The 24,404-nt window shown below is 41.6% G+C and carries 18 protein-coding genes and 2 pseudogenes; 18 read left to right on the top strand and 2 right to left on the bottom strand.

Annotated elements, in window-relative coordinates:
* Positions 1 to 134 precede the first annotated feature (134 nt).
* The 14 genes and pseudogenes from FSB73_RS24500 to FSB73_RS07755 all read left to right on the top strand — a co-directional run bounded on the left by FSB73_RS24500 (position 135) and on the right by FSB73_RS07755 (position 15,312).
* Positions 135 to 821: a spondin domain-containing protein gene (locus FSB73_RS24500; RefSeq protein WP_225974602.1), complete on the top strand. Its 687-nt coding sequence runs from the start codon at positions 135 to 137 to the stop codon at positions 819 to 821.
* Positions 737 to 1,429, top strand: a complete 693-nt coding sequence (locus FSB73_RS24495; RefSeq protein ID WP_225974601.1) for a spondin domain-containing protein — start codon at positions 737 to 739, stop codon at positions 1,427 to 1,429. Before FSB73_RS24500 ends, FSB73_RS24495 begins: the two co-directional genes overlap by 85 nt.
* Before the next feature lie 63 nt (positions 1,430 to 1,492).
* Positions 1,493 to 2,035: a carboxymuconolactone decarboxylase family protein gene (locus FSB73_RS07805; protein ID WP_146780966.1), complete on the top strand. Its 543-nt coding sequence runs from the start codon at positions 1,493 to 1,495 to the stop codon at positions 2,033 to 2,035.
* Between the two features lie 158 nt (positions 2,036 to 2,193).
* The gene (locus tag FSB73_RS24490; RefSeq protein ID WP_225974600.1) at positions 2,194 to 2,649 is read left to right on the top strand and encodes a hypothetical protein; all 456 of its coding nucleotides are present in this window, start codon (positions 2,194 to 2,196) and stop codon (positions 2,647 to 2,649) included.
* Positions 2,589 to 3,068: a helix-turn-helix domain-containing protein gene (locus tag FSB73_RS24485; RefSeq protein WP_225974599.1), complete on the top strand. Its 480-nt coding sequence runs from the start codon at positions 2,589 to 2,591 to the stop codon at positions 3,066 to 3,068. Before FSB73_RS24490 ends, FSB73_RS24485 begins: the two co-directional genes overlap by 61 nt.
* A gap of 651 nt (positions 3,069 to 3,719) precedes the next feature.
* Entirely contained in the window at positions 3,720 to 4,376 is a 657-nt protein-coding gene (locus FSB73_RS07795; RefSeq protein WP_146780965.1) for a hypothetical protein, read from the top strand.
* Between the two features lie 47 nt (positions 4,377 to 4,423).
* Positions 4,424 to 5,304 (top strand): annotated as a pseudogene (locus FSB73_RS07785) (DUF6377 domain-containing protein).
* Positions 5,305 to 5,523: 219 nt separating this feature from the next.
* Positions 5,524 to 8,037, top strand: a complete 2,514-nt coding sequence (locus tag FSB73_RS07780) for a glycoside hydrolase family 31 protein (RefSeq protein WP_146780962.1) — start codon at positions 5,524 to 5,526, stop codon at positions 8,035 to 8,037.
* Positions 8,038 to 8,144: 107 nt separating this feature from the next.
* Positions 8,145 to 11,144 (top strand): SusC/RagA family TonB-linked outer membrane protein, encoded by a 3,000-nt coding sequence (locus tag FSB73_RS07775; protein WP_146780961.1) that lies wholly within the window; start codon positions 8,145 to 8,147, stop codon positions 11,142 to 11,144.
* 26 nt (positions 11,145 to 11,170) lie between these two features.
* Positions 11,171 to 12,544 carry a RagB/SusD family nutrient uptake outer membrane protein gene (locus tag FSB73_RS07770; RefSeq protein WP_262712543.1) on the top strand — a complete coding sequence of 458 codons (1,374 nt, stop codon included), beginning with the start codon at positions 11,171 to 11,173 and terminating at the stop codon, positions 12,542 to 12,544.
* Entirely contained in the window at positions 12,493 to 12,777 is a 285-nt protein-coding gene (locus FSB73_RS26495; protein ID WP_262712619.1) for a RagB/SusD family nutrient uptake outer membrane protein, read from the top strand. Before FSB73_RS07770 ends, FSB73_RS26495 begins: the two co-directional genes overlap by 52 nt.
* Before the next feature lie 25 nt (positions 12,778 to 12,802).
* Complete coding sequence (locus FSB73_RS07765; RefSeq protein ID WP_146780960.1) at positions 12,803 to 13,225, top strand: SusE domain-containing protein; 423 nt, start codon at positions 12,803 to 12,805, stop codon at positions 13,223 to 13,225.
* Positions 13,201 to 13,911: a cadherin repeat domain-containing protein gene (locus FSB73_RS07760; protein WP_146780959.1), complete on the top strand. Its 711-nt coding sequence runs from the start codon at positions 13,201 to 13,203 to the stop codon at positions 13,909 to 13,911. The genes FSB73_RS07765 and FSB73_RS07760 overlap by 25 nt, the downstream gene beginning before the upstream one ends.
* Positions 13,912 to 13,917: 6 nt before the next feature.
* Entirely contained in the window at positions 13,918 to 15,312 is a 1,395-nt protein-coding gene (locus FSB73_RS07755; RefSeq protein WP_146780958.1) for an alpha-amylase family glycosyl hydrolase, read from the top strand.
* Between the two features lie 194 nt (positions 15,313 to 15,506).
* Here the strand turns inward: FSB73_RS07755 and FSB73_RS07750 are convergent, their stop codons facing one another.
* The gene (locus FSB73_RS07750; protein WP_146780957.1) at positions 15,507 to 15,992 is read right to left on the bottom strand and encodes a hypothetical protein; all 486 of its coding nucleotides are present in this window, start codon (positions 15,990 to 15,992) and stop codon (positions 15,507 to 15,509) included.
* 1,057 nt (positions 15,993 to 17,049) lie between these two features.
* Between FSB73_RS07750 and FSB73_RS27515 the strand changes: the two are divergent.
* The 4 genes and pseudogenes from FSB73_RS27515 (at position 17,050) to FSB73_RS07725 (ending at position 22,371) form a co-directional block, all read left to right on the top strand.
* Positions 17,050 to 17,987: pseudogene (locus FSB73_RS27515) on the top strand (alpha-L-fucosidase).
* Positions 17,988 to 17,992: 5 nt separating this feature from the next.
* The gene (locus tag FSB73_RS26480) at positions 17,993 to 18,715 is read left to right on the top strand and encodes an alpha-L-fucosidase (RefSeq protein ID WP_146780954.1); all 723 of its coding nucleotides are present in this window, start codon (positions 17,993 to 17,995) and stop codon (positions 18,713 to 18,715) included.
* Between the two features lie 105 nt (positions 18,716 to 18,820).
* Complete coding sequence (locus FSB73_RS07730) at positions 18,821 to 20,428, top strand: glycoside hydrolase family 43 protein (protein WP_146780953.1); 1,608 nt, start codon at positions 18,821 to 18,823, stop codon at positions 20,426 to 20,428.
* A gap of 368 nt (positions 20,429 to 20,796) precedes the next feature.
* On the top strand, positions 20,797 to 22,371 hold the full coding sequence (locus FSB73_RS07725) for a glycoside hydrolase family 28 protein (protein WP_146780952.1): 1,575 nt from the start codon (positions 20,797 to 20,799) through the stop codon (positions 22,369 to 22,371).
* Positions 22,372 to 22,672: 301 nt separating this feature from the next.
* Here the strand turns inward: FSB73_RS07725 and FSB73_RS07720 are convergent, their stop codons facing one another.
* The gene (locus FSB73_RS07720) at positions 22,673 to 23,689 is read right to left on the bottom strand and encodes a helix-turn-helix transcriptional regulator (protein ID WP_146780951.1); all 1,017 of its coding nucleotides are present in this window, start codon (positions 23,687 to 23,689) and stop codon (positions 22,673 to 22,675) included.
* Between the last annotated feature and the right edge of the window lie 715 nt (positions 23,690 to 24,404).

Here is a 24,404-nt window from a genome sequence, read left to right as displayed (position 1 = left end):
TGCTTTTGAGGAATCAATTTGGCGCATTCAGGAAGTATTGGCAAGTGTTAGGGCGTTTACGGCATTGTTACGGGCATTGATTGCTGCTAGCTTTGCCTATTATTAGCTTATTTCTCGAACTAAAACCTTTAAAAATGATTCGTAATAACTTTAAATGGCTACTTGCACTTGCCTTACCCTTATTTTTTGCGGCCTGCAGTAAGGATAATGACAATGATTCTCCAGGAAATACTGATCGATCCATAACGATAGAAAATGTTCTGCAGTCAAAGAGCCTTGTTGAATCGGGCACATTTGCGCAAACGGGTGCATCTCCGCTCATTATGCCCGGCCAGTCCGTTTCTTTTAAATTTTCGGCAGCCTACGGGCAGGCCGTGACTTTTGCAGCGATGTATGGGTATTCCAGTGACTTGTTTTTTGCTCCGATAAATCCTGGCATCACCCTCTATGATGCGGATAAAAACCCTATTGAAGGGGACGTGTCAGATATGGTGAAGCTATGGGATAATGGCACCAGGGTTAACCAGGCTCCTGGTCCGGGTGTAAATCGTCCTGGCGCAACTGAAAGCAACCCTATAAAGGAAGTCGTTGGGAAAGATGAGGAAGGGAATACCTACCTGAAGGCCTCCTCGCTGGTAAAAGCCACGCTAAAATATGATGGGGATTCTTATTTTACACTCACGTTGAAAAACACTTCGGGTGGAACAGCCAATGAAACACCCATTAGTCCGGGCGTATGGGCGGTCTCTTACATTGCTGGAGGCAGTATATTAAATACGGCGCCCTCTATGAGCAAGGGAAGCCTACGGCAAACGGACTGACCGCACTCGCTGAAACGGGTTCTACCGTCGATCTGGCTAAATATATCAGTGACAATACCGGCATATTTACCCCACTTTCACCGATTTTGGTCGTCACTTATACAGGCGCTGAAAATCCTATCTTTAAAGTAGGGCAGGCAGACCCGGGAAATGGTCTGATGAAACTGGCCCAGCAAGGAGATGCGGCTGATCTGGCTGCGGCACTCAAGAAGGTGGACGGCGTAACCCATGTGTACGTTTTGGCAGCCGAAAGTTCGACCGTCTTACTGCCGGCTGTAGGTGATCAACCTGGAAGCAAAGTTACCCAGAAACTACAGGTCGCTAAAGGGGAACATCTGGCCATTGCCACGATGTACGGATTCTCCAATGACTGGTTTTTCGCATCAACGGATGACATTGATCCCACAAAACCAGGTGATTACTCCAGCGCAGTTAAACTGTATGATGATGGAACTGCTGTTGATCAGTTTCCTGGAGCCGGTAATAGCCAATTTAACCTTGGCGGTAACGTGGCTGAGCATGATAATACGATCCAGGAAGTGCCTAATCCCAATGCCTTTACAACACTTCCTGAGATTACAGATTTCATAAAAGTGACGATCGAATAAACTCCTTTTCTCCTAAATTAATTGTGTATTTATTTAATAATCATATAAATTGTATAAGAAATAATGACGACAAATTTTGAAATTCCAAAGAAAGAAAGCATTTCCGTTAAAAATCAGAAGATCTTCGATAAGCTGGCAGGAGCACTGGGGTCGGTACCCAATTTATACGCCATGCTAGCCTATTCAGACTATGCTTTACAGACATATATAAATATGGAGAACAGTGGCACTTCTCTAACCAAAAGGCAAGTTGAAGTGGTGAATTTAGCAGTCAGTGAAGTGAATGGATGCCTATATTGTTTGAGCGCGCACACGGCTTTCTCAAAACTAAACGGATTTTCTCCGTCAGAAATTGAGGAGCTTCGCCAAGGTAAGGCATCCTTTGACCCGGCCTTGGATATACTGGCAAAATTGTCAAAAGCTCTGACAGAAAGCCGCGGACATGCAGACCCTGATCTTGTAAGTAAGTTCTTTGCTGCAGGGTATACCAAGGAAAACCTGATGGATGTGATCGTGTTAATAGGTGACAGAACAATCAGTAATATCTTACATGCAGTGACAAAAGCGCCTATTGATTTCCCATTGGCGGCCCGGTTGAACGGCTAAGGCTTGGAATCGTAGTTTTGGGCTGCATTTTTTAGTAATTTTAAGGTGAATCCTTTGGCAGGTGATCGGCTTCAAGTCTTTTGAAGGCTGATTACCTGCCAATGATTCAAGAATTGGTGTGCAAATATTAATGGAAGTATATCTAGAAGTATATCTATATGAACTTTGAATTTATAAATAAGGCGACAGGCGGCCTTTTTCGAATGGTCGTAGAAAGCGATGCGCTAAAAGGCGCCGGCATTTTGAGCCCTGAAAAGAGCACCATCAATACTTTCGTTATCAATAGAACTCCCGATGCACAGCAGGTTCGGATTGACGAAATGGCCTATACGATGCCTGGTTATTCACTGCTCCCCTTGGTCGCCAATCAGCATTTTGAGTTTGAAAGGCCGCAACAGATGATCGCGTGGCAGTTTAACCGTGAATTCTACTGTATAGTTGATCATGATGCAGAAGTGGGCTGTGTAGGATTTCTCTTTTATGGAATCCATCACCCTTTGTTCATTTTGCTAGGAGAGGAAGATCTGCGCAATATCAGCATAATTGAACAATTGTGCATAGCGGATATGCAACAACGGGACAGGATGCAGGGGAAATGCTGCGTACATTGCTGAAGCGCCTGATTATTAATAGCACACGAATGGCGAAAATCCAGACCAACAGTAATGAACTGTTGACTGACGAAAAACTGGATATCATCCGCCAGTTTAATTTGCTTTTAGAAATGCATTTTAAAGAGGCCCATGAAGTAAGCTATTACGCAGCTGTACTAAATAAGTCACCCAAGACCTTGACCAATCTCTTTCATCTGGCAGGCTATCCGGCTCCTTCGAGCCTTATTCATAAAAGAATCATCCTGGAAGCAAAAAGGTACCTGTTCTATACCAATAAGTCTGGCAAAGAAATCGGGTATGAATTGGGCTTTGAAAGTCCTGCCCATTTTAGCCGCTTTTTCAAATTAAAGACCGGCAATAATCTCTCTGAATTTAGAAAGACCATGTTGCTAATTGATTCGGGGACGAATCCAGATTAAGTTTGATTCTTTAAAATTCAATGCTACTGCATTTTGAAAACGATTATATTCAATTTGCCTGCTTAATGCACGGTCAGTCTGGGGTGCCTTCACGATACACCCTCCAAGGTCAAAATCAACCGGGGCGCATGATTATAATAATGCAGATCAAGACCCGTTATAACAGAATCAAGTTGAACCTGGCAACTGGATAGCAGCTACAATCAGAATGGACAGAATCCATCATTTTCGATCTATGCAGCTCGGTTTAAGCCGGAAGGAATTGCCGTATTCAAATAAAAGGGTGACTCGTTGAGTGAGGAGCAAGGCAAAAGGGACGGGTTTTATGAAAAGAAGGGGAAAGGTTTTATTAGGTACTGCTGTTTTTCAGGGTATTGCCTGTGATTTTGGAAACGTTGGATTGCGTGTTAGGCTTTAAAAGTAAAAAAGAGTACCCGGAAGACTATATTCAACTGATTTGAGAAAATCGGTTGAAAATGCCCCTGAAACAGTTATATGATCCTAATCAGCAAGATTAAATTATTCAAAGAGGGATTCACTATTTGATGGGTAGGCACGGTCAAAACGGATAATGGAAATAGCATATATTTGTTCTCTGAACGAACTATTAGTCTATATTTTATGATTCGATTTATCCTAATTTCTTTCTTTTTGTCGGTAACTACACTGGGCTTCTCCAATAGTAATGCTGGGCAAAAAGATACCCTACTTGGCAGGCTTACATCAGAAATTAAAAAGTCTTCCGAATACGACCGTATTAAGGAGGATCGAATCAGCACCATCAAATCCAAACTTGCTACAACAAGAGGTAGTGATGAGGAGTTACTTTTTGCGCTGACAGACAGTCTTTACAATGAATACGCGGCCTATAGTTATGATTCGGCTATTGTTTATGCCAGAAAATTACAAGAACTGGCCATTCGTTTCCAAAATCCGACGTTTTTAATCAGATCCAAAATCAGTTTTGGGCATACTTTGTTGTCAGCCGGGTTATATAAGGAAGCTTATGACACTTTAGCTGTTATCCAAATAGGACAGTCTGCACCGGCCGTTAAGGCCAGATATTATGCCCTGATGGCCAGGTATTATTATGATTTAGCTGCATATGATTATGATCCAGCCTTCTCCGTTGATTATGACAAGCGGGGAAACCGGTATATTGATTCTGCCTTAATTTACTTTCCGGTTTCCTCTTTTGAATATAACTATTATAAAGGCCTGAAAGCGTTCAAAAAGGAGATCAGGAGGCGGCCAGGATATCCTTCGGCAAAATTATTGACAGAAAGGATCTTACGGCGCATCAGCTAGCCATCGTGGCTTCCACATTGAGTGGTATTTATACGCAGCAAAATAATATGGCGCAGGCCAAAAAGTTACTTATTCGCGCCGCTATTGCAGATATCCAGGCTTCCACCAAAGAAACTTCGGCAACCCTAGACTTGGCCAAATTGCTATTCCATCACGGGGATGATATTAAAAATGCGTTTACCTGTGTTGAAAAAGCCAATAAAGATGCGATATTTTATGGCGCCAGACAGCGAAAGATCCAGGTGGGAACGCTGATGCCTCTGATAGAAGCCCAAAAATCAGCAATGTGGAGCAGCAGAAGAACTCTCTGATGATTTATGGTATTGTGGTGACCCTGTTACTCATTTTATTGATTATACTGGCCATAACTGTTTATCGGCAAATCAATAAACTGAAAGCGGCCAAAAAGATCATCACCAGTGCCCATGAACATCTCCAAAACACCAATATTAAATTATCGGAGGCAAATTCTATCAAGGAAAAGTATATTGCCTTTTTCTTTGACTTTTATTCTAAATTCTACAATAAGATAGAACGTTTTACTGTGCAGGTAGAAGAAAAGGCCCGGGATCGCAAAATTGATGAGATTAAGTTTTTGATCAATAATATACATCTCAAAAGAGAAAAAGAGGCCCTACTGCTTAATTTTGATAAGATCTTCTTGAGCTTGTTCCCGGGATTTGTAGAGGGATTCAATGCGCTATTAAGACCCGAGGAGGCCATTAAATTAAAAGAAGGTGAATTACTGAATCCGGATTTGCGCATTTTTGCGTTAATCCGGATGGGTATTCATGATACGGATAAGATTGCCGATATTTTAGAATATTCCGTCAATACGATCTATGCATATAAAGCCAAAATTAAAAATAAGGCGATTGTTAATAAAGATGAATTTGAACGAGAAGTTATGCAAATTAAAGCTATATAAACGGGGCGTTTGTGAAGAAAATGCAAAAACAAGGGTTTTTTCTTTCCATATTTCAATCACATATAGGTAAATTATATATGATTATAAATGTTTGATTTTAATTATTTTATGTTTTTGTAAAAGCCTATTTTGGCTTTTATTTTTCATATTTAGATCGCTCATTTTGCCATTCCCTTTTAACAGGGGTTATTTTGGTCATTCAATTAAAACTTTTGTGAAATGGCAAAAAACTCCTCCTGTTTTCTTTTTGTAAGTGTAGCCTTATTGCTGCTTTTTGTTGGGCCAGCTACTGCAAAAGCCCAAAACGCAGTGGTCCCGGTTGGCAATGTTATCCATGTCAGTCAACAGCAAAATGATATACATATTAAAACGACCAATGCTTTTGTACGCATAAAGCTGTACCATCCAGGTATTATTCAAGTTCAGATATCCAGGGAGGATTCTGCAACTGATTTTTCCTATGCGGTGGTTGGCAAACCTGATACAGAAAAAGGATTGTTTACGATGAGCCAAAACAGTCAGGATATTATTTTGAAAGCGGATTCTCTTACCATGCAAATTCAGAAAAACCCTTTCAGAATCGCCTTTTTGACGACTGATAATCAGGTTATTAATGAGGATGAGCAGGGCCTGGGCGTTTCATGGATCGGCCCCAAAGTAACCAATTACAAAAAAATGCAACCGGGAGAAAGGTTTATTGGCCTGGGGGAGAAAACGGGGAATCTGGATAGAAAGGGGGCTGCCTATACCAATTGGAATGAAGATCATTTTGGCTATAGCGTTACCCAGGATCCGCTATATGCTACCATTCCTTTTTTTATGGGCATTCAAAAGGGGCATTGTTATGGAATTTTTCTGGATAATAGCTACCAGACTGATTTTAACTTTGGTGCCAGCAATGACCGGTTTGCTTCCTTTGGCGCCAGAGGCGGGGTATTAAACTATTATTTTTTCTACAAAAACAGTCCTGCCGGTATTTTGAAGGATTATACCTGGCTGACGGGCAGAATGCCGATGCCCCCTCTATGGAGTCTGGGATATCAACAGAACCGCTATAGTTATTATCCCCAGACCGAAGTGATGCGCATTGCGCATACACTCAGGGAGAAGCGCATACCTGCTGACGGTATTACACTTGATATCCATTATATGCAGGATTACAAGCTCTTCACCTGGAATAAACAGCGGTTTCCCGATCCAGTTCAAATGAATGAGGCGTTGAAAGCTTTGGGTTTTAAAACAACGGTCATCGTTGATCCCGGCATTAAAAAGGAGCAGGGCTACCCCGCTTATGAGAGCGGAAAAAAGGCCGATATCTTCTTAAAATATAATGACGGCACTCCTTACACTGCTGAAGTTTGGCCAGGTTGGTGCAATTTTCCTGATTTTACCAGCGAAAAAGGCAGGGATTGGTGGCAGGAACAGGTTAAATTTTTTGCGGACAGCAAAGTGGATGGTATCTGGAATGACATGAATGAGATTTCTACCTGGGGGCAACAGATGCCGGATAATATTCTCTATAATTACGACAATCATCCAACCACGAATATGGAGGGTCATAATGTTTTTGGCCTGGAAATGACAAGGGCAAGCTATCTAGGAGCGGTAAAACATATGAAAAAGCGGCCTTTTATACTTACACGCTCAGGTTATGCGGGTTTACAACGTTATACGGCCATCTGGACAGGAGATAACCGTTCAGAGGATGATCATATGCTGGCGGGTGTAAGGCTGCTCAATAGCCTTGGACTGAGTGGCGTTTCTTTTACCGGCATGGATGTGGGGGGCTTTACCGGTAATCCTTCCACAGATTTGTATATCCGCTGGATGGAGCTAGGTGCTTTTATTCCTTATTTTCGCAATCATACCACCTTTAATACAAAGGCAGCTGAGCCCTGGACCTTCGGGGAAGAGGCACTTGGTATTGTTCGCAATTACATTAATTTACGTTATCAGCTACTGCCTTATATTTATTCCAGTTTTTACCGTTCGACGCAGGATGGTATGCCATTTATGCGCTCACTGGCTATCAGCTATCCTAATGATGCAAAAGTCTATGATCCCCAGTTTCAAAATCAGTTTTTATCCGGCCCTGCCTTTATGGTGGCGCCCGTAGAAAGTGGGAAGGATTTTCTAAAAGTATATTTGCCCAAAGGACAGTGGTATAATATGTATAATGACCTTTTGTTGGAAGGGGATACAGAAAGGGTGACTGAACTTTCTTTGCAGCAGTTACCCATTTATATTAAGGCGGGCAGTATTATTCCCATGCAGTCGCTCATACAGTCCACTGCAGAATTGCCTTCGGATACATTAAAAATTCATTTATATAAAGGCCAGGAGGCGAATAGCTTTGTCTATTATGAGGATGATGGAAGCAGCTTTGACTATCAAAAGGGGGATTTTTATAAAAGAACAATTCGATATAATCCTACTGATCATACACTCTCTTTTGACAAGGTGGAAGGCTCTTTTCAGTCAAAATTCAAACAAATAGCGCTTTATCTGCATGGATTTGAGAAAATGAACACCTTACAGTTGAACGGACAGTCTTTGGCCGTCAATACCACCGAGTTTTCGTTTTCAGCAGACAACGCGCCTTCCGCTGCATTAGCTATCGCGAATGGACCAGAGGTGACGCCTGGGAGTACTTTTCCAAAAAGTACGGTACAGCTGGTCGAGTTCCCTAATGGAGCAGGTCATATTGCCTTGGAATTTAGGGGCAGGGGGTAAGTAAGCCTATTTAATAGGAGGGTTATTCGTAAGGGTATTAGTAGGGCATTATTCCCAAAATCTTTATCATTCAACCAATTCGCCAATCATTTTAAAAAAAATCAACTATGATTCGATCCAACTGCAATTATAACAGGACCCGGAGAAGCTCCCTGTTATCCAGTTTACTGCTGCTCTGTCTGCTACTATGCGGGCAAGTAAGCGTGACTGCACAAACCTCAGTCACTGTCCAGGGAATCGTATATAATGATCATCAGCAGCCCCTGGAAGGTGCTTCCGTGACCATAAAAGGGACCGAACATGGAACCGCTACAGGCAGTGATGGCCATTTCAGCATTCAGGCTGCTGAAGGCGCCATTTTAAAAATAACGCACGTCGGTTATCAAGCGCAGGAAATTGCCGTGTCGCAAAATATAACGGCTGTTTTGCAACCAGAAAAGGGATCGCTCAGTGAGGTGGTTGTGATTGGTTACGGCACGCAACAGAAAAAGGAGCTTACTGGTGCCATCGCAACGGTGAATGCAGATGATTTTCAACAAGGTAGTATCACCAGTCCGGAACAACTGATTTCGGGCAAAGTGGCTGGCGTGTCAATTACGTCTAATGGCGGTTCTCCAGGTGCAGGAAGCGTTATTCGCATAAGAGGCGGCGCTTCCATCCAGGCCAGTAACAATCCTTTGATTGTCATCGATGGGGTGCCTTTAAGCGGCAATAATATTTATGGTGCTTCCAATCCCCTTAGTCTAATCAACCCCGGAGATATCGCCTCCTTCACCATTTTAAAAGACGCAGCTGCAACGGCGATTTATGGCTCCAGGGCTTCCAATGGCGTCATAATAATAACCACTAAAAAAGGTAAGGGCGGTAGTCCAGTAATTCAGCTTAATAGCCAGCTATCCGTATCTAAAATTGAGAAAACGGTCGATGTATTAACTGCAGGTGAGTTCCGTCAGTATGTGGACTCTTTGGGTCAGGGTAGTTATGACGGCACTCATACCTATGCCTCTTTAATGGGCTCGGCCAATACCAATTGGCAAAACGAGATATACCAAACCGCACTGAGTACGGACAATAGCCTGAGTGTAACGGGCGCTTTAAAGCACCTGCCTTATCGCATTTCTGCTGCCTATCTTAATCAGGATGGCATTTTACGCACAGATAACTTACAAAGAGTAACCGGAAGTATTGCGTTAACGCCAACCTTTTTTAATGACAAACTCAAAGTGTCTTTGAATCTAAACGGAACCTCCAGTCATACGCGATTTGCCAATAATGCTGCTATCAGCTCCTCCGTTTATTTTGACCCCACGCAACCGGTTTATGATGAAAATTCTCCCTATGGTGGTTATTATGAATGGGCCTCTGTCGATGCGAACACCCAGGCAGTGACGCTTAATAAACTGGCCCCCAGAAATCCACTGGCTCTTTTAGAATTATATAAGAATTTAAGTGATGTTCAAAGAAGTTATGGCAATCTGCAACTCGATTACCAACTGCCTTTTGTTACGGGACTCCATGCCAATCTTAATCTGGGTTATGATGTAGCCAAAGGGTCTGGAACGATTGACGTACCGGCGATGGCTGCACAGAATTTTCTGGACGGCGGTCAAAAAAATAAATATTCCAATAAAATAAACAACAAGGTGCTGGAATTCTACCTGAATTACAATAAAGACCTTGAAAAGTTGAAAAGTAATATCAATCTGGTGGCTGGGTACGGTTATTACAGTAATGAATCTACCAATGACAATTACCCGAATATCAGGGCAAACGGGGATACGATAGCTGGCAGTGAGCCTTCTTTTCCAATTGATAAACCTACTAATGTCTTATTATCTTACTATGGTCGTCTAATCTATACCTATAATACCCGGTATATCCTGGCGGCCTCCCTAAGGACAGATGGTTCTTCAAGGTTTGCACCTGACACGCGTTGGGGTGTATTCCCTTCTTTGGCGTTCACCTGGCGGATCAATCAAGAGCCCTTTCTTAAATCCTCCAGTACGCTTTCTGATTTAAAATTAAGGTTAAGTTATGGGGTGACCGGTAACCAGGATGGCATTTATGATTACCCCTATCAATCTATCTATTCCTATAGCAGTAATGCTTCTAAGGTGCAGTTTGGAGATACCTATTATAATATGGCGACCCCTGCTGCCTATGATGCAGGTATTAAATGGGAGCAAACAGCTACTTATAATGCCGGCTTGGATTATGGATTCCTGAATAACCGCATTACCGGTAGTTTGGACTTCTATTTTAAGAAAACAAAAGATCTGCTAAATACGATTCCAATCCCTGCGGGATCCAATTTTAGCAGCACGATCCTGACCAATGTGGGGAATATTGAAAATAAAGGTGTTGAATTTGCCATCAGTGCTGCTTTAATCCGGCAAAAGCGTCTGCAATGGAATGTCAATTTTAATGTGGCGTACAATAATAACAAAATCACCAATTTGACCGCCACCAAGGATTCCACCTATGCAGGTACGATGACAGGCAATGGCATCATTCAGATTAATTCTGTGGGGTATAATACCAATTCGTTTTATGTGTATCACCAGCAGTATGATCAAAATGGAAAGCCCATAGAAGGTGTGTACGCGGATATCAATGGAGATGGTATTATCAATCAGGATGACCTGTACCGTTATAAATCACCTTTCCCTAAGTTCACCTATGGTTTCAGTACGGATTTTACCGTGGGAAAATGGACGCTGAGCACTGTACTGCGTGCAAATCTTGGCAATTACATGTATAATAACATTGCAACGGGTGCTATAAGATCCAATATACTGAACCCGCTGGGTTATCTGGCAGGTGTTGTCTCAGATGTATTATATACTGGATTCAAGGATGGTCAGGGCCAGTCGGATTATTATATCCAGAACGCTTCCTTTCTTAAAATGGATAACCTGGGCTTAAGCTATCAGGTAGGTAAGGTCTTCCGTAATAAAGTTGGTCTGAGCCTGCAGGCGAACTGTCAAAATGTATTTACCGTTACAAAATACACGGGACTTGACCCGGAAATCTATGGCGGTATTGATAATGTGCTCTATCCAAGACCCAGAATCTATACACTAAGCCTGCATGCCAGCTTTCTTTAATCATCCAACCCATTAATATCAATTTTATGAAAAATAAACATAATAAGTTATATGGTTTTGCACTGATCCTTTTGTCCATATGCTTTGCCGGTTGCACAAAGGATTTTAACCAACAACCATTAAATGCCAATACTTCAGAAATTCAATACAGTACACCAGCTGGATACAAAGAAGTTCTTGCCAAAGTTTATGGCAGTTATTCCCTGGTCAGCAGTACCGGGGTCGGCAATTCTGATATAAATTTTCCGGGAATTACTGATGCCGGTACCACTGATTTTCTGCGGGCTTACTGGAATATGCAGGAACTAACAACGGATGAAGCGGTCTGCGCCTGGAATGACGCTCAATTACTGAGTTTTCATAATCTGAACTGGACGTCAAGCAATATTTATATTGGCGCTATGTATACGCGCAGTCTATATCAGATTACGGTCTGTAATGAGTTCATCCGCCAGTCAACAGATGAATTGTTGGCAAAGCGTGGCATTAAAGGGCAGGATTTGGAAGATGTACACAGGTACCGGGCGGAAGCCAGGTATTTAAGAGCTTTTCAATATTGGGTGCTGATGGATTTATTTGGCAATCCACCCTTTGTGACAGAAAAGGATCCTATTGGTAAATTTATTCCGAAGCAAATTCAGCGCAAGGATTTATTCGATTATATCGTCTCTGAATTAAAAGATATTGATGGGGCATTGGCAGCGCCCCACACGAATGAATACGGACGGGTAGATCAGGCGGCGGATTGGGCACTTTTAGCCAGAATTTACCTAAATGCGAATATCTATACCGGGACGAATAGCAACGACTATTATACTAATGCCATTACCTATGCATCTAAAGTAATCGGTGCTGGTTACAGTCTGATGCCAACCTATAAGAATTTGTTTAAAAGTGATAATAACCTGAATAATCCAGAGGTCATTCTGCCGATTGCCTATGACGGAGTGAACGCATCCAATTATGGGGGGACGACTTTTTTAATTTGTTCCGCTCACGGTACAGATCCTACGGATAATAAGGCTTATGGGATCCCAAGCGGCGGCTGGCTGGGCAATAGATCCACTAAAAATTTACCAGATCTATTTAGCCAGGCCGGCGATACAGATGATAGCCGTGCACTCTTTGGGCCTGGCAGCGCTGATATCAATGACATATTGGTATTTAATGAAGGGGAGAGTGTATACAAATTTGATAATACCGCCTCCAACGGTTCAACACCGCCATCCCCCGATGGCGTACTGTGCAGTACAGACTTTCCATTATTTCGGCTGGCAGAAATGTATTTGATCTATGCAGAGGCTGTTGCGCGCGGCGGTCAGGGTGGAAGTACAGCTACGGCGCTTGGATATTTAAATTTACTCAGAGAGCGCGCCTATGGTGGTCACCAGGGGATCTAACCAGTTATGATCTGAATACAATATTAGATGAACGGGGCAGGGAATTATACTGGGAAGGTTTTCGGCGGACGGATCTGATTCGTTTTGGTAAGTTTTCCGGTAATAATTATCTATGGCCATGGAAGGGCGGTGTGAAAGCCGGTGCGGGTAAGGATAGTCATTTTAACCTGTTTCCTATCCCTGCATCAGAGATCATTTCTAATACCAATCTGCAGCAAAACGAAGGGTATTAAGTTCTAACCAAATAAATCTAAAATTATGAAGATCAGCAAATATGTAATAGGTCTATTCACTTTAATGGCCTTTATGGCCCTGAATAGTGCCTGTAATAAAGATGGAGAGATGCTCATTGTTAAAAATGGTGTTTTCCAGGAAAATGCATTGAGTGTCAGTGCAAGTTCTTTGGTGCTTTCTGCCACTAGTGATGCGGATACGGTGGTCCGGTTTCAGTGGCCGGCTGTAGATTTTGGCAAAGAGACGGCCGTCTCTTATACTTTAGAGCTGACAACGCCTGAGGATACGGTAGGCCTAAATGGCTGGCAGGCAGCTAAGGTGTTTGTTATAGACCGAAATGTTTTAACCTATGGGTTTACCGGGAAGGTTTTAAATAATCTGGTAAGTAGCATGGGACTGGTGCCTGAGACTCAGGACAAATCGTGGCAAGAATCAAGGCAGATGTGAATCAATATAATGGTGCCGCTTCTACAGTTAATACTGCATTTTCCAATGCCGTTCTGCTACAAATAACGCCATATGGGTTGAATCTGTATGTGCCAGGTGATTATCAGGGGTGGAATCCCGCTGCAGCACCCTTTATAGGTCCTGTAGCCGGTAAAGCAGGACTATACGAAGGCTATGTATATATCAATGGCTCTGGCATTCAATACTTTAAGTTGACAAGTGCACCTGATTTTGATCACATCAACTATGGTGATGGTGGTAATAATACCTTTAGTACGGACGGAAATGCTGCCGGATTATCCGTACCGGAAGGTGGTTATTATGAATTGACTGCAGATCTGAATAATAATACCTGGACGGCTGTTCAAACTACCTGGAGTATGCTGGGTGATGCAACACCTGGGGGTTGGGTGACGGATACTGAGTTGCAATACGATGAGGTGAAGCAAGTCTGGAAAACAACGGCCTATCTTTCTTCCAATGGCTCCTTTAAGTTTAGGGCCAATAATGGGTGGGTAATTGATTTTGGCATTAATGCAGATGGCGACTTATCTTATGCAGATAATCCATTCTTTGGTTACGATGCAAGTGTAATGAATATAACTGTACCTGAAAGCGCCACCTATGACATTGTGCTGGATTTGCACGTACCTGGAAAATATACTTATAGTCTCACTAAAAAATAAACCTCTATGAAACCCTTATTCTCCATATTAGCGATTTTGCTCATTACATCATGTAGCAAAAGCAATTCGTTACCGACGATAAAACCGCCCGAACCGCCGGTCGTTATTGATTCTTCTATTCAGGCGGATCCTTCTCAGTATGGAACACCATATAGTGCAGTGCCTGATCCGGAGAATGCGATTATTTATCAGGTAAATCTTAGGGCATTTAGTCAGGCAGGCAATTTCAAAGGAGTTGAAGCACGCTTGGCAGATATTAAAGCGCTGGGTGTAAATGTGCTTTATCTGATGCCGATCTATCCTGTGGGTCAGCTAAATTCTGTGAATTCTCCTTATTGTGTGCAGGATTACAAGGCGGTCAATAAGGAATTTGGATCACTGGATGAGCTTCGCAGCCTTGTCGATGCGGCGCATAAAATTGGAATGGCCGTTATTTTGGATTGGGTGGCCAATCATACCGCCTGGGATAACCCATGGATCAAAAATAAAAGTTGGTATCAGGTGGACGGATCGGGTCAGATTATCAGTCCGGTCGGCACTGGTTGGAAAGATGTAGCTGCGCTGAATTTTAATAACCGGGACATGCGTCTGCAAATGATCAGTGCCATGAAATACTGGATTTATACCGCTAATGTGGATGGATATAGATGTGACGCGGCAGATTTTGTGCCGGCTGATTTTTGGCAACAGGCACTGGATTCGTTAAAAGGCATTGCCGCGCATAAATTATTACTTTTTGCGGAGGGAACCAGAAACGATCAGTTTACCTCTGGCTTTCAGTTGAAATACGCTATGGGGTTCTATTATACACTGAAAGACAGACTCTTTAAGCAAGGGGCTTCTGTAAAACTTATAGATAGTTTGAATCAGGCGGAATATGTGAATGCGACCTCCTCTTCCAGAGTAGTCAGGTACACGTCGAATCATGATGTGGATTTATCTGATGGTACGCCTATGGAACTATTTAGCGGAGAACAAGGTGCTATTGCGTCCTTTATTGTAGCAGCGTATATGAAAGGGGTGCCCATGGTTTATAATGGGCAGGAAGTAGGCTGCTCAACGAGACTGGATTACTTTGGGCAGACGACTAAAATTGACTGGGATGTCAATGGGGAGATAAAAGCCTTATACACAAAAATTCTCACATTTCGTGGGGCGAGTGATGCGCTCAGAAAAGGTACGTTAACCTCCTACAGTACGGATGATGTCTGCGCCTTTACGAAGACCTATCAAGGAGAAGAGGTATTGGTTATTGTCAATTTGCGAAATAAATCCATGGATTTCTCCATTCCTGCTGCCTGCAAAGGGGAGTGGAAGGATGCATTTGCTGACAGGTCTGTGGTGTTGGAAGATAAAGTTGGCCTGGATCCATTTGGGTATCTGGTGCTGAAGATGCCTTAAGGGTTGCTTACCGGGCCGCAACCAAACGATTTATATGAGTATTCAATAAAGACCATGCATCTACTTTTCTATACATCAGAAAAGCAGATGCATGGTCTTTTTTATGGATTAGATGCCGGGTCGAATCTAATGGACGCAGAATGGATTATATAAAAAGATAGATCTATCGCAATGTAGGTAATACTTTCAAAAATTTAATTGCAACCATAAGTTATTTGGTAAGTTGCACCAGGCTTATTTGCAAGGGTGGTCTTTATCGTAGTGATTCTTCCTTTAGTATCGAACGTATAACTATATTCAACGTTATTTATAGAGGCTAGTAAATTCTTATTTTTAACCGCTCTCAAAGCCCGTACATTGGCAATTCCCTCATCATCCATAAAAATTGACAAGGTAAAAGCGTCGCCGGGCATTATGGATTTGTCCGTATAATAAGTGAGTTTGTCGCCAAGGCTCGAGCTAATCATATTTCCATTTTTCCAGTTGTATTTGTAATCGTCGGATGCTCCCTGAGAATTGGAATATGTCGTCTGGGTCAATTGATTGCCATTATATGCATATTTTTTCTTTTTCCACACGGTTTTGGTTTCGTTGTCATATTCAATGGCATTTATTATTTGGCCATCGTTATTGAGCGTGAATATGGCTTTAAATATAAATTGCTTATTTGCACCTGTCACGATCTCAGTTATGGTATTCTTTGAATAACTATATGCATAAAGAAAAGGAGCCGTATTTGCATGAATAAATTTTATTGTAGCGATCTTTCCGTCACTGTTATAAGTGATATCTGATGTGTTTGTGCCATCACTTATTTGGGTGATGCCTCAATTCATTTTTTTGGGGGTCTTATCATGCTTATTGCAGCAAACAAATGACAGGCCGATAGCAAAAAGAATATAGCAAATTGTACTTTTTTCATAACTGAATTTTATAAATAGGGTGTAAATTTTTAATTTCAATCCCTGCGCTGCTTTTATTGCAAGAATGGATTTCCTGCGGCCTGTTTTTGCCTAATATTAAGTGTTGTAACTGTGACATATTAAGAATAATTAATTCTTTTTGACGCAATGACCACTGGAAGATGGATTGTGCTATTGCATCACAAAGATCCATTTTGCAATCTTATTCGTCAATCACATATTAATGTGAATTTGCCTAAAAGCGAATCAGTGTATTAAAAGTGGTCTTATGAAGATATAGAAATTCCAGGGGCTCCTCTAGTAAACCTGGAATGTAAAAGGACTTGATGGAAAGGTCAATGCAATTATTAAGAGAGGCGGGGTATCCGGGATTTCTAAATACGCGGCGCCGTAAAATTATATGAAATTTTTTTGTGCTGCTATATCAGCAACTTTTAAATAATGGTGTTTTGATTTTAAATAAAGCGGGTCATTTAAACGTGATGATCCTTGTTGAAAACCCTGTTTTGAGTAAATTTGATGACTTTAATACCTAAATTGCCAGCGCTACTATTGGTTGTTGTTGGAGTCTGCATATAGTAAATGATTTGTTGATCGACAAATGTCGGATTTGTATAAGAAAAGGTCCGTTTCTTTCATTTGATTAACCCTGCTTTTGGTTTAGCTTTGATTTTAGCTTTAGCATGCGCTTAAAAGAGGAAGGTCGCCTATGTTCTATTTGGTCATATATGGGCGAAAAATTTTTCTTTTGGCTTATTCGCTGATTATTTGAAGGATTGAACAGAGAATTGATTAATAAAACTGACAACGATAAATGTTTAAACTTATGAAATACAAAGTATTGTTATGTGTATTTGTTTGTTGGACGGCTGTAGGTTTTGCGCAGCAGCCTGATTCATCTGGGCGGAAAAATACTCCTCAGCATGATGCGCCTTACACGAAGCCCGTTAATGAGCAGATTGGAGAAGGTGGAAACACCTTTGGTTTTGATATGGCACCAGAGACAACACCGAAGGTAGTTGCTGCTGCTGTTCGGGCAATTAAAAAAATGAGCAAAAAGGGCCCCTTTAAACCAACATGGCAGTCAGTAAAGGAAAATTACCGGGTTCCAGATTGGTATAAGGGCGCTAAATTCGGACTCTGTATGCACTGGGGTCTTTATTCAGTACCTGCCTACCACAATGAATGGTATGAAAAGCATATGTATTCAAATTCAGGGATAGGCGCGTGGCATATACAACATTTTGGACCTCAGGATAAATTCGGTTATAAAGACTTTATTCCCATATTCACTGCAAAGTATTTTGACGCAAACGACTGGGCGGCCTTATTTAAAAAATCCGGAGCCAGGTTCTTTGCGCCGGCTTGTCAGCATCATGATGGCTTTGCACTGTGGGATAGCAAGGTTACCCCTACAATGCAATGGATATGGGACCGCACCGTGATCTGATTGGTGAACTTTGTAAAGCAGTGCGTAAACTTGGGCTGAAATTTGGGTTCACTAACCATGAAATTGAAAACTTTCAATTTATTAATCCACCTGCTGAAATGCTCAGCAAAATGAAAGCAGAGCACGCGGACTTATTTGATCCTAAATGGGAAGATTTTTACCATGTTGCTGACCGAAGTGATGAGGCTTGTAAAAACTTTCTGATAGATTGGTATAAACGTAATGTTGAGCTCATTAATAAATATAAGCCCGATATTTTATGGTTTGACAACGGGATTGATCAACGCTACCTGGACCCCTGAAACTCATGGTGGCTGCATATTACTATAATAGTGCAAAGAAATGGGGAAAAGAAGTGACGATAAACAGTAAAAAGGCTGCTTATGCACCCTCTGGCGTTAATACCGGAACAATTGGTTCTGTGCTTGATTTTGAGGGCAAAGTGCCGCCGGGCATACGTACCGGGACCTGGGTGGTGGACATGAAAATTGGGAGTACTTGGGGGTATACCAAAGGTATGTCTGTCGCCAGTGCAGCTTCTATTATTAGAAAGCTGATTGAAATTGCCAGTAAAAATGGAACCATGATGCTTAATTTATCGCCAACTGCAGATGGCACCCTACCCGAAAAACAGCGGGAAACACTTTTGGGTATCGGTAGATGGTTGGATATTAATGGAGAGGCCATATATGACACGCATAATTGGGTCAAATTTTCTGAAGGCGGGAATAATCATGCACCTAAAATCAATTTTACCGTAAAAAATAATGACTTATATGCCATCCTCCAGGGAAAGTGGCCAAAAGGGCAGATGGTAGTTACCTCGCTTCCAAATAGCATGGGTAAAGTCAGTTCGGTTAAACTCCTGGGTTATAACAAGCCTTTAAGTTTTACCCAGGACAGCAACGGCCTGAAAGTTTCTTTACCGGTGGGTCCTCCAGGTGATATTGCCTGGGCACTAAAAATTGAAGGATTAAAACTGAATGGTCCTACAAGTACTGTATCAGGCAATCCGATAGGGTATAATTAAGCCGGAGCGTCATTTTACAAATTACATGAGGAAACTAATTGAGATTTATTTGTGTTTTAATGTTTCTCTAAGACAGACCAGTCATGAATTCTGAATTATAAAAAGATGAAGCAAGTTTTTGTCCATTTAATACTCCTGGCAGGCTTATGTATATCTTTTGGATGTCGTGGTCAGCATAAATTCCGGATCCCGGTGTGGGGTGACTGGCAGGTATGGGGTGATGAGGGAAATGGGATGTATGCAAACCCTGTTTTACCTGGAGATTTTAGTGATATTGATTGTATACGCGTTGGAGATGATTATTACGGCGTATCCTCCACCTTTCAATTTAGCCCGGGTTTTGTGATCCTGCATTCCAAAGATTTGGTGAACTGGCAAATACTTGGCCATGTAGTAGATGACCTCAACAATGTCTCCGCTGACTTGAACTGGGACCGAATGAATAAATATGGTCGGGGGATTTGGGCCGGTGCTATCCGCTATCATGATCATAAATTCTGGGTTTACTTTTGCGATCCTGATAAGGGATACTTTATGAGTACAGCTACAAATCCTGAAGGGCCCTGGGAACCACCCCATCAGGTTTTAGCAGCAAAAGGATGGGATGACGGTTGTCCTTTTTGGGATGACAATGGCGACGGCTATTTTATAGGGACCCATTTTAGCGATGGATATAAGATTCATTTATTCAGGATGACCAAAGATGGCAGAAGCCTGATCACTAGCTCGGATAAAGTTATTTATCAGGCCAGGGGCAGTGAAGCCAATAAACTCTATAAAATTAATGGGATTTATTATCATTTTTTCAGTGAAGTAAGGGCTGGAGGACGTGCCGTTATGATGGAACGTTCCAAAAATATATGGGGCCCATATGAGGGGCCAAAACAGCTTAGTTATGCTCAGAAACAATTTCATGAGCCTAACCAGGGGGCGATTATTCAAGCGGTGAATGGCAACTGGTATTTTTTGACCCACCACGGTACAGGTGGAGATTGGGCGGGAAGGGTTTTGAGCCTGTTACCCGTTAATTTGCGGAGTGGCTGGCCTATACTTGGCAGTCCAGACGAGGATACGATTGGTCGCATGGTATGGCAAGGCAAAATGCCGGTTAAAAATAGTAAAATAGTGTTGCCACTAACAAATGATGAATTTAATGAAAGTAAATTAAATCCTGCATGGGAATGGAATTACCAACCGCGATCAGATAAATGGTCATTGACTCAGCGCCTGGGCTGGTTAAGGTTACACAGCTTCCGACCCTTGGAAAGTGGGAACTTTTTCAAAGCGGGCAATACGCTTACACAGCGTGTTTATCGAACCAGAAAAAATGTAGTTACTATCAAAATGGATATTCAGTCTTTGTCAGCTGGCCAGTGGGCGGGAATGGCTCATTTTGGTTACCCGAATTATGCTGCAATTGGTGTTGTTTCGGATACAACTGGCAAACACCTTCTGTTTAAAAATAATGAAGTTAGTATTAAGGGGATTCAACTAACAGGTAAGGACCTGTGGTTAAAATCTACATGGAGTTTGGATGGGCGTAATCAGTTTTATTATAGTCTGGACGGCCACAATTTTAGCCCTTTTGGAGCCGTCTATCAGTTAAAGTGGGGGGCATATCGGGGTGACAGGATTGCCATTTTTAATTATAATGAACAGGCAGATGCTGGATATGTAGATATTGATTATTTCCATTATGAATATAGTAAATAGTTAAAAGTTCCTAATTTGTGCGGCTTGTTTCACAGCCTAACTGCTGATTTTATTTTGAAGTAATAATAACGGGAGGGGGTGTAACCATTATATAAGAAAAAAGTGCAATGTATAAAATAGCCAACATGGCATTGTTTTTAGACATTTTTTAGATATCTTTTGCGTATAAATGATAGAAATTCAACTATTTATAAAATGTCTAAGCCCGAAATTAAGATTTTGATTAGCCATTTATTGCTATTTATAAGTCGGTAATGTCTCCAACTCTGATCATATTAAACATGCTGGTTAAACGGTACATTTCATATATCCGGCATGGGAAATTTGGCTAACTTGCGGTAATCCATCTAATAAAATTTAATGCAGTAATGAAGATCAAACTCCGGAAAAACCAGTATTCAGTAAGGTATCTTTTTATTTTGTTAGTTTTTTGTTTTGGCACAAGGCAATTGCTGGGGCAGTCCGGCAACGATCATATTTACCGAATAACGGATTTTGGGGCAATAGGAGACGCAAAGACGATTAATACAGCTGCGATCCAAAAAGCAATTGACGCGGCTAATGCCAATGGGGGCGGAAAAGTTGTTATTCCAGAAGGGAAATTCCTTGCTGGCACCCTGCAGATGAAAACTGGCGTGGAGTTGCATCTGGATAATAAGGCTGTATTACTGGGAAGTACGAATCCGAGAGATTATCATAAGATCGATAGGCCCGGCCACCCCGTCAGCCCTAAACAGGATGACAATTCAAGCTTGGCACTGATCGCAGCTTTCAAGGCAGATCATTTTTCTATTACAGGAACTGGAACAATTGATGGTCAGGGGACAGCCCTGGCATTAAATATTGACAGTTTGATTCATATCGGACAGATAAGTGATCCACACTATTCTAACCGTCCTAACGAGAAAGTCCGACCTAAACTCCTTTTATTCTCTCTTTGCCAAAATATAAATATTGAAGATGCTTCCCTTAAAAATTCTGCCTGTTGGGGGTTGTCCTTTGAGATTTGTGAGCATCTGACTTTGAATAATGTGAAGGTGACGAATATGGCTTATTGGAATAATGATGGCACAGATCTAACAGACTGTAAAAATGTGCGCATAACAAACTGTGATTTTAATACGGCAGATGACGGGATTTGTTTAAAGTCCTATTATCCGGGATATTTTGATGACTCCTTTTATATTGCTAACTGCAGGATCAGATCCGGTGCCAGTGCCATTAAGTTTGGAACAGCCTCTTATGGCGGATTTAAAAATATAGTGATTGATAATATCAATATTTGCGATACCTACCGTTCTGCTATTGCGATAGAATCCGTGGACGGTGGGGTAATTGAAAATGTCCATGTAACCCATATAAATGCCAAAAATACAGGCAATGCAATTTTTATTCGTTTGGGCCATAGAGCTGGAAAGGAAGTTGGAAGCATTAAAAATGTATATATAGGAAATGTCAAGGTGGAGATTCCATTTGGCAGACCTGACGTAAATTATGACTTGCGGGCACCGGAACCTGGGTTTCATAATCCGTTTCCTGCTTCTATAACCGGTATTCCAGGTCACAATGTTCAAAATATACAACTTGAAAATATAGAAATTACCTATCCAGGACGGGCTTCCAAGGCACAGGCATATTTTTCTTTAAGTAGATTAAATGATTTGCCGGAGAAAACTCGGAATTATCCGGAATTCACGATGTTTGGGGAGCTTCCTGCCTGGGGATTTTATATCCGTCACGCATCAAACATTGCATTTAAAAATATTACGCTTAAGCTGGCAGGAAGTGATTTTAGACCGGCATTTGTAATAGACAGTGCGCGTCACGTCACACTGAGCCATATTCAGCTACCCACAGGTTATCAGGATGGCCAGATAATTTTAAAGGATAGCCCTGATTATATGATTGAAGCGTCAGGTCAGCTGCATGGTACGGTTTTATAATATGGATCAGGATCAGGATCAGGATCAGGATTAAGATCTGGATCATAAACTGGACCGTGATTAAACGTAGTGCTGCGATTTTTTTTAAATGAGAGTGACTATGACTATGACGATGACTATGATTATGACCAGTTAATCTAAGGTAATGACTTGTATTGATCAATGAAGTGATCAACCTGTCAGAAGCCACTGCCTTTAAATGCTTTGGGCTCATCCTAGATCCTGGTCGAATAAAGAGATTTTATTGTAAAATCGACCGCTTAAATTAATTTTATTTACCGTTGGAAGGATGGGGCTTAAGTTAACTAGTCTCGTATAGCTGACTAGCCGCATGAAGTCTTTTGCGGATGGAATTTCTAAGGTTTCTGGGAGAGATAACTTCGATTAAATCACCGAATGCCAGAATGTCCTTTTCCAGTTCAAAGTTCAATACGACGTCTATACGAAGGGTTGTTCCAGAAGCGTCTTCATGGAGAACCTGTTGAGAAGGGTGCAGCGGCTTGGTGATTAAATAAGGTGCATTTTTGGAATTGACTTTTAATATGACTTTGTGTGCGCGGTCTGTCCGGTTTTTAGTCACGCCAATCAGGTCACTATAATACCGGTCAAAATCCACGCCTGTATAAGGCAGAAACTGAACGCTTTGAGCCACTTCAATGGTAATCATACGGTCCAGTGCTAAATTGAGTAACTGGTCACCTTTTTTGCTGTTGCAGATGAGAAACCATCTGTTCCTAAATTCCTTGAGCAGGTAAGGATGATATATGGCTTCATGGGCCTCTTTTGCCTTAAAAGATTTATAGGTGATTTTGAGGGGTTTATTTTGCCGGATGTATTGATAAAGTGGGGATAGGAAATGTAACCCTGTTAATAAATCATTTCCCTCAAACTGAATACAATTATGGGTAGGATGGGTGGTGGCATATAAATTGTTTTCAAGCCTGGCAATCATCTCACTCATGTCGTCCAGATATTGGAAGCCATTGAACTGTTTGAGAAGATCTACCACCTGTTTAAGGCTTTGGATATCACTGTCACTCATAGGAGCGTTGGTAATGCTGTAATCTTCCTCGCTGTAATAATAATATTTGCGCTGGGCTACTTCTATAGGTGCATTATAACCCAATTTATCGCTACGCATAACCTGGATATCCCCCTGGATAGTGCGTTTACTGACGCCGTTTTCTATGCCTTCCCGTTCATATAATACATCGGAGACCTTCTCAATCAAATCTTCTAAAGTCCATTTGCGCATTTTATTGCGCAAACAGGCATCAATGGTCTTATAGCGGATCAGGGCGAGTTTGTTTAGGGACATGTAGTTTGTATTGATTATTGTAAAGATAGGGATTAATCTACGCACTGTAATTGCGTAGATTAAAATATTTGGCTTGCTGTGATGCTGGGGGTTGATTATAATTGCTTGATTGACAGGGAAATATATTTTTTTGAAAAATATTTTTCGCTGCGTATCTCCAGTGCGTAGTGATAGGGACAACTTTGCTTTATCGTTGGAAGACGAGATGAGCGTTTTGTTGAAAAGATATTTAAATCAGACATGCGCCGTTGTAGTAACCCGTATCTACGGATATTCGGGCGTTTACTATTCAACTTCCTAGGTGGTTTTTAAGGATAGCCTTACATCCTTAGACGGGGGGAAAACTCCCACAAACACTACTCGTGTTTTGACAATGACCGTTGCCTTAAAAAAGCAGCACTACATTTTAGTTGTAGCGGGATTCGTTTTTGATGGATCTCAAAAATAAGTTTTCGCGGTATTCTTATAAAAAAAATCCGCTCTATGAATGCAATGTCAGCTAGGCGCTTGTTGGTTGAGATTATTTACTAATCGTAAATAGTCATATACGAACAATTTGCCTGAGCCTTGTATGTCAAGTTCTTTATAAACAGTGAACGTGGACTTTTGGGAGATGGTCATTTAGGCTAGGCTAAGCCTGCTGTACTAGCCAGCTTTTTGGATTTTTTTTGAGCGGTCGGCCCTTGGGGCCATTGGTTTCATTAGAAATTCCGAT

It is taken from the genome of Arachidicoccus ginsenosidivorans (assembly GCF_007971385.1).
GTDB classification, from domain to species: Bacteria; Bacteroidota; Bacteroidia; order Chitinophagales; family Chitinophagaceae; genus Arachidicoccus; species Arachidicoccus ginsenosidivorans.
The sequence above is the reverse complement of the archived record's forward strand: the minus strand, read 5'-3'. Positions and strand labels throughout refer to the sequence as shown.

Bases quoted from the DNA above. Each gene is read 5' to 3' on its own strand.
- FSB73_RS24500 (WP_225974602.1), top strand. From the start codon at position 135: ATGATTCGTAATAACTTTAAATGGCTACTTGCACTTGCCTTACCCTTA.
- FSB73_RS24495 (WP_225974601.1), top strand. From the start codon at position 737: ATGGGCGGTCTCTTACATTGCTGGAGGCAGTATATTAAATACGGCGCC.
- FSB73_RS07805 (WP_146780966.1), top strand. From the start codon at position 1,493: ATGACGACAAATTTTGAAATTCCAAAGAAAGAAAGCATTTCCGTTAAA.
- FSB73_RS24490 (WP_225974600.1), top strand. From the start codon at position 2,194: ATGAACTTTGAATTTATAAATAAGGCGACAGGCGGCCTTTTTCGAATG.
- FSB73_RS07780 (WP_146780962.1), top strand. From the start codon at position 5,524: ATGGCAAAAAACTCCTCCTGTTTTCTTTTTGTAAGTGTAGCCTTATTG.
- FSB73_RS07775 (WP_146780961.1), top strand. From the start codon at position 8,145: ATGATTCGATCCAACTGCAATTATAACAGGACCCGGAGAAGCTCCCTG.
- FSB73_RS07770 (WP_262712543.1), top strand. From the start codon at position 11,171: ATGAAAAATAAACATAATAAGTTATATGGTTTTGCACTGATCCTTTTG.
- FSB73_RS07765 (WP_146780960.1), top strand. From the start codon at position 12,803: ATGAAGATCAGCAAATATGTAATAGGTCTATTCACTTTAATGGCCTTT.
- FSB73_RS07755 (WP_146780958.1), top strand. From the start codon at position 13,918: ATGAAACCCTTATTCTCCATATTAGCGATTTTGCTCATTACATCATGT.
- FSB73_RS26480 (WP_146780954.1), top strand. From the start codon at position 17,993: ATGGTGGCTGCATATTACTATAATAGTGCAAAGAAATGGGGAAAAGAA.
- FSB73_RS07730 (WP_146780953.1), top strand. From the start codon at position 18,821: ATGAAGCAAGTTTTTGTCCATTTAATACTCCTGGCAGGCTTATGTATA.
- FSB73_RS07725 (WP_146780952.1), top strand. From the start codon at position 20,797: ATGAAGATCAAACTCCGGAAAAACCAGTATTCAGTAAGGTATCTTTTT.
- FSB73_RS07720 (WP_146780951.1), bottom strand. From the start codon at position 23,689: ATGTCCCTAAACAAACTCGCCCTGATCCGCTATAAGACCATTGATGCC.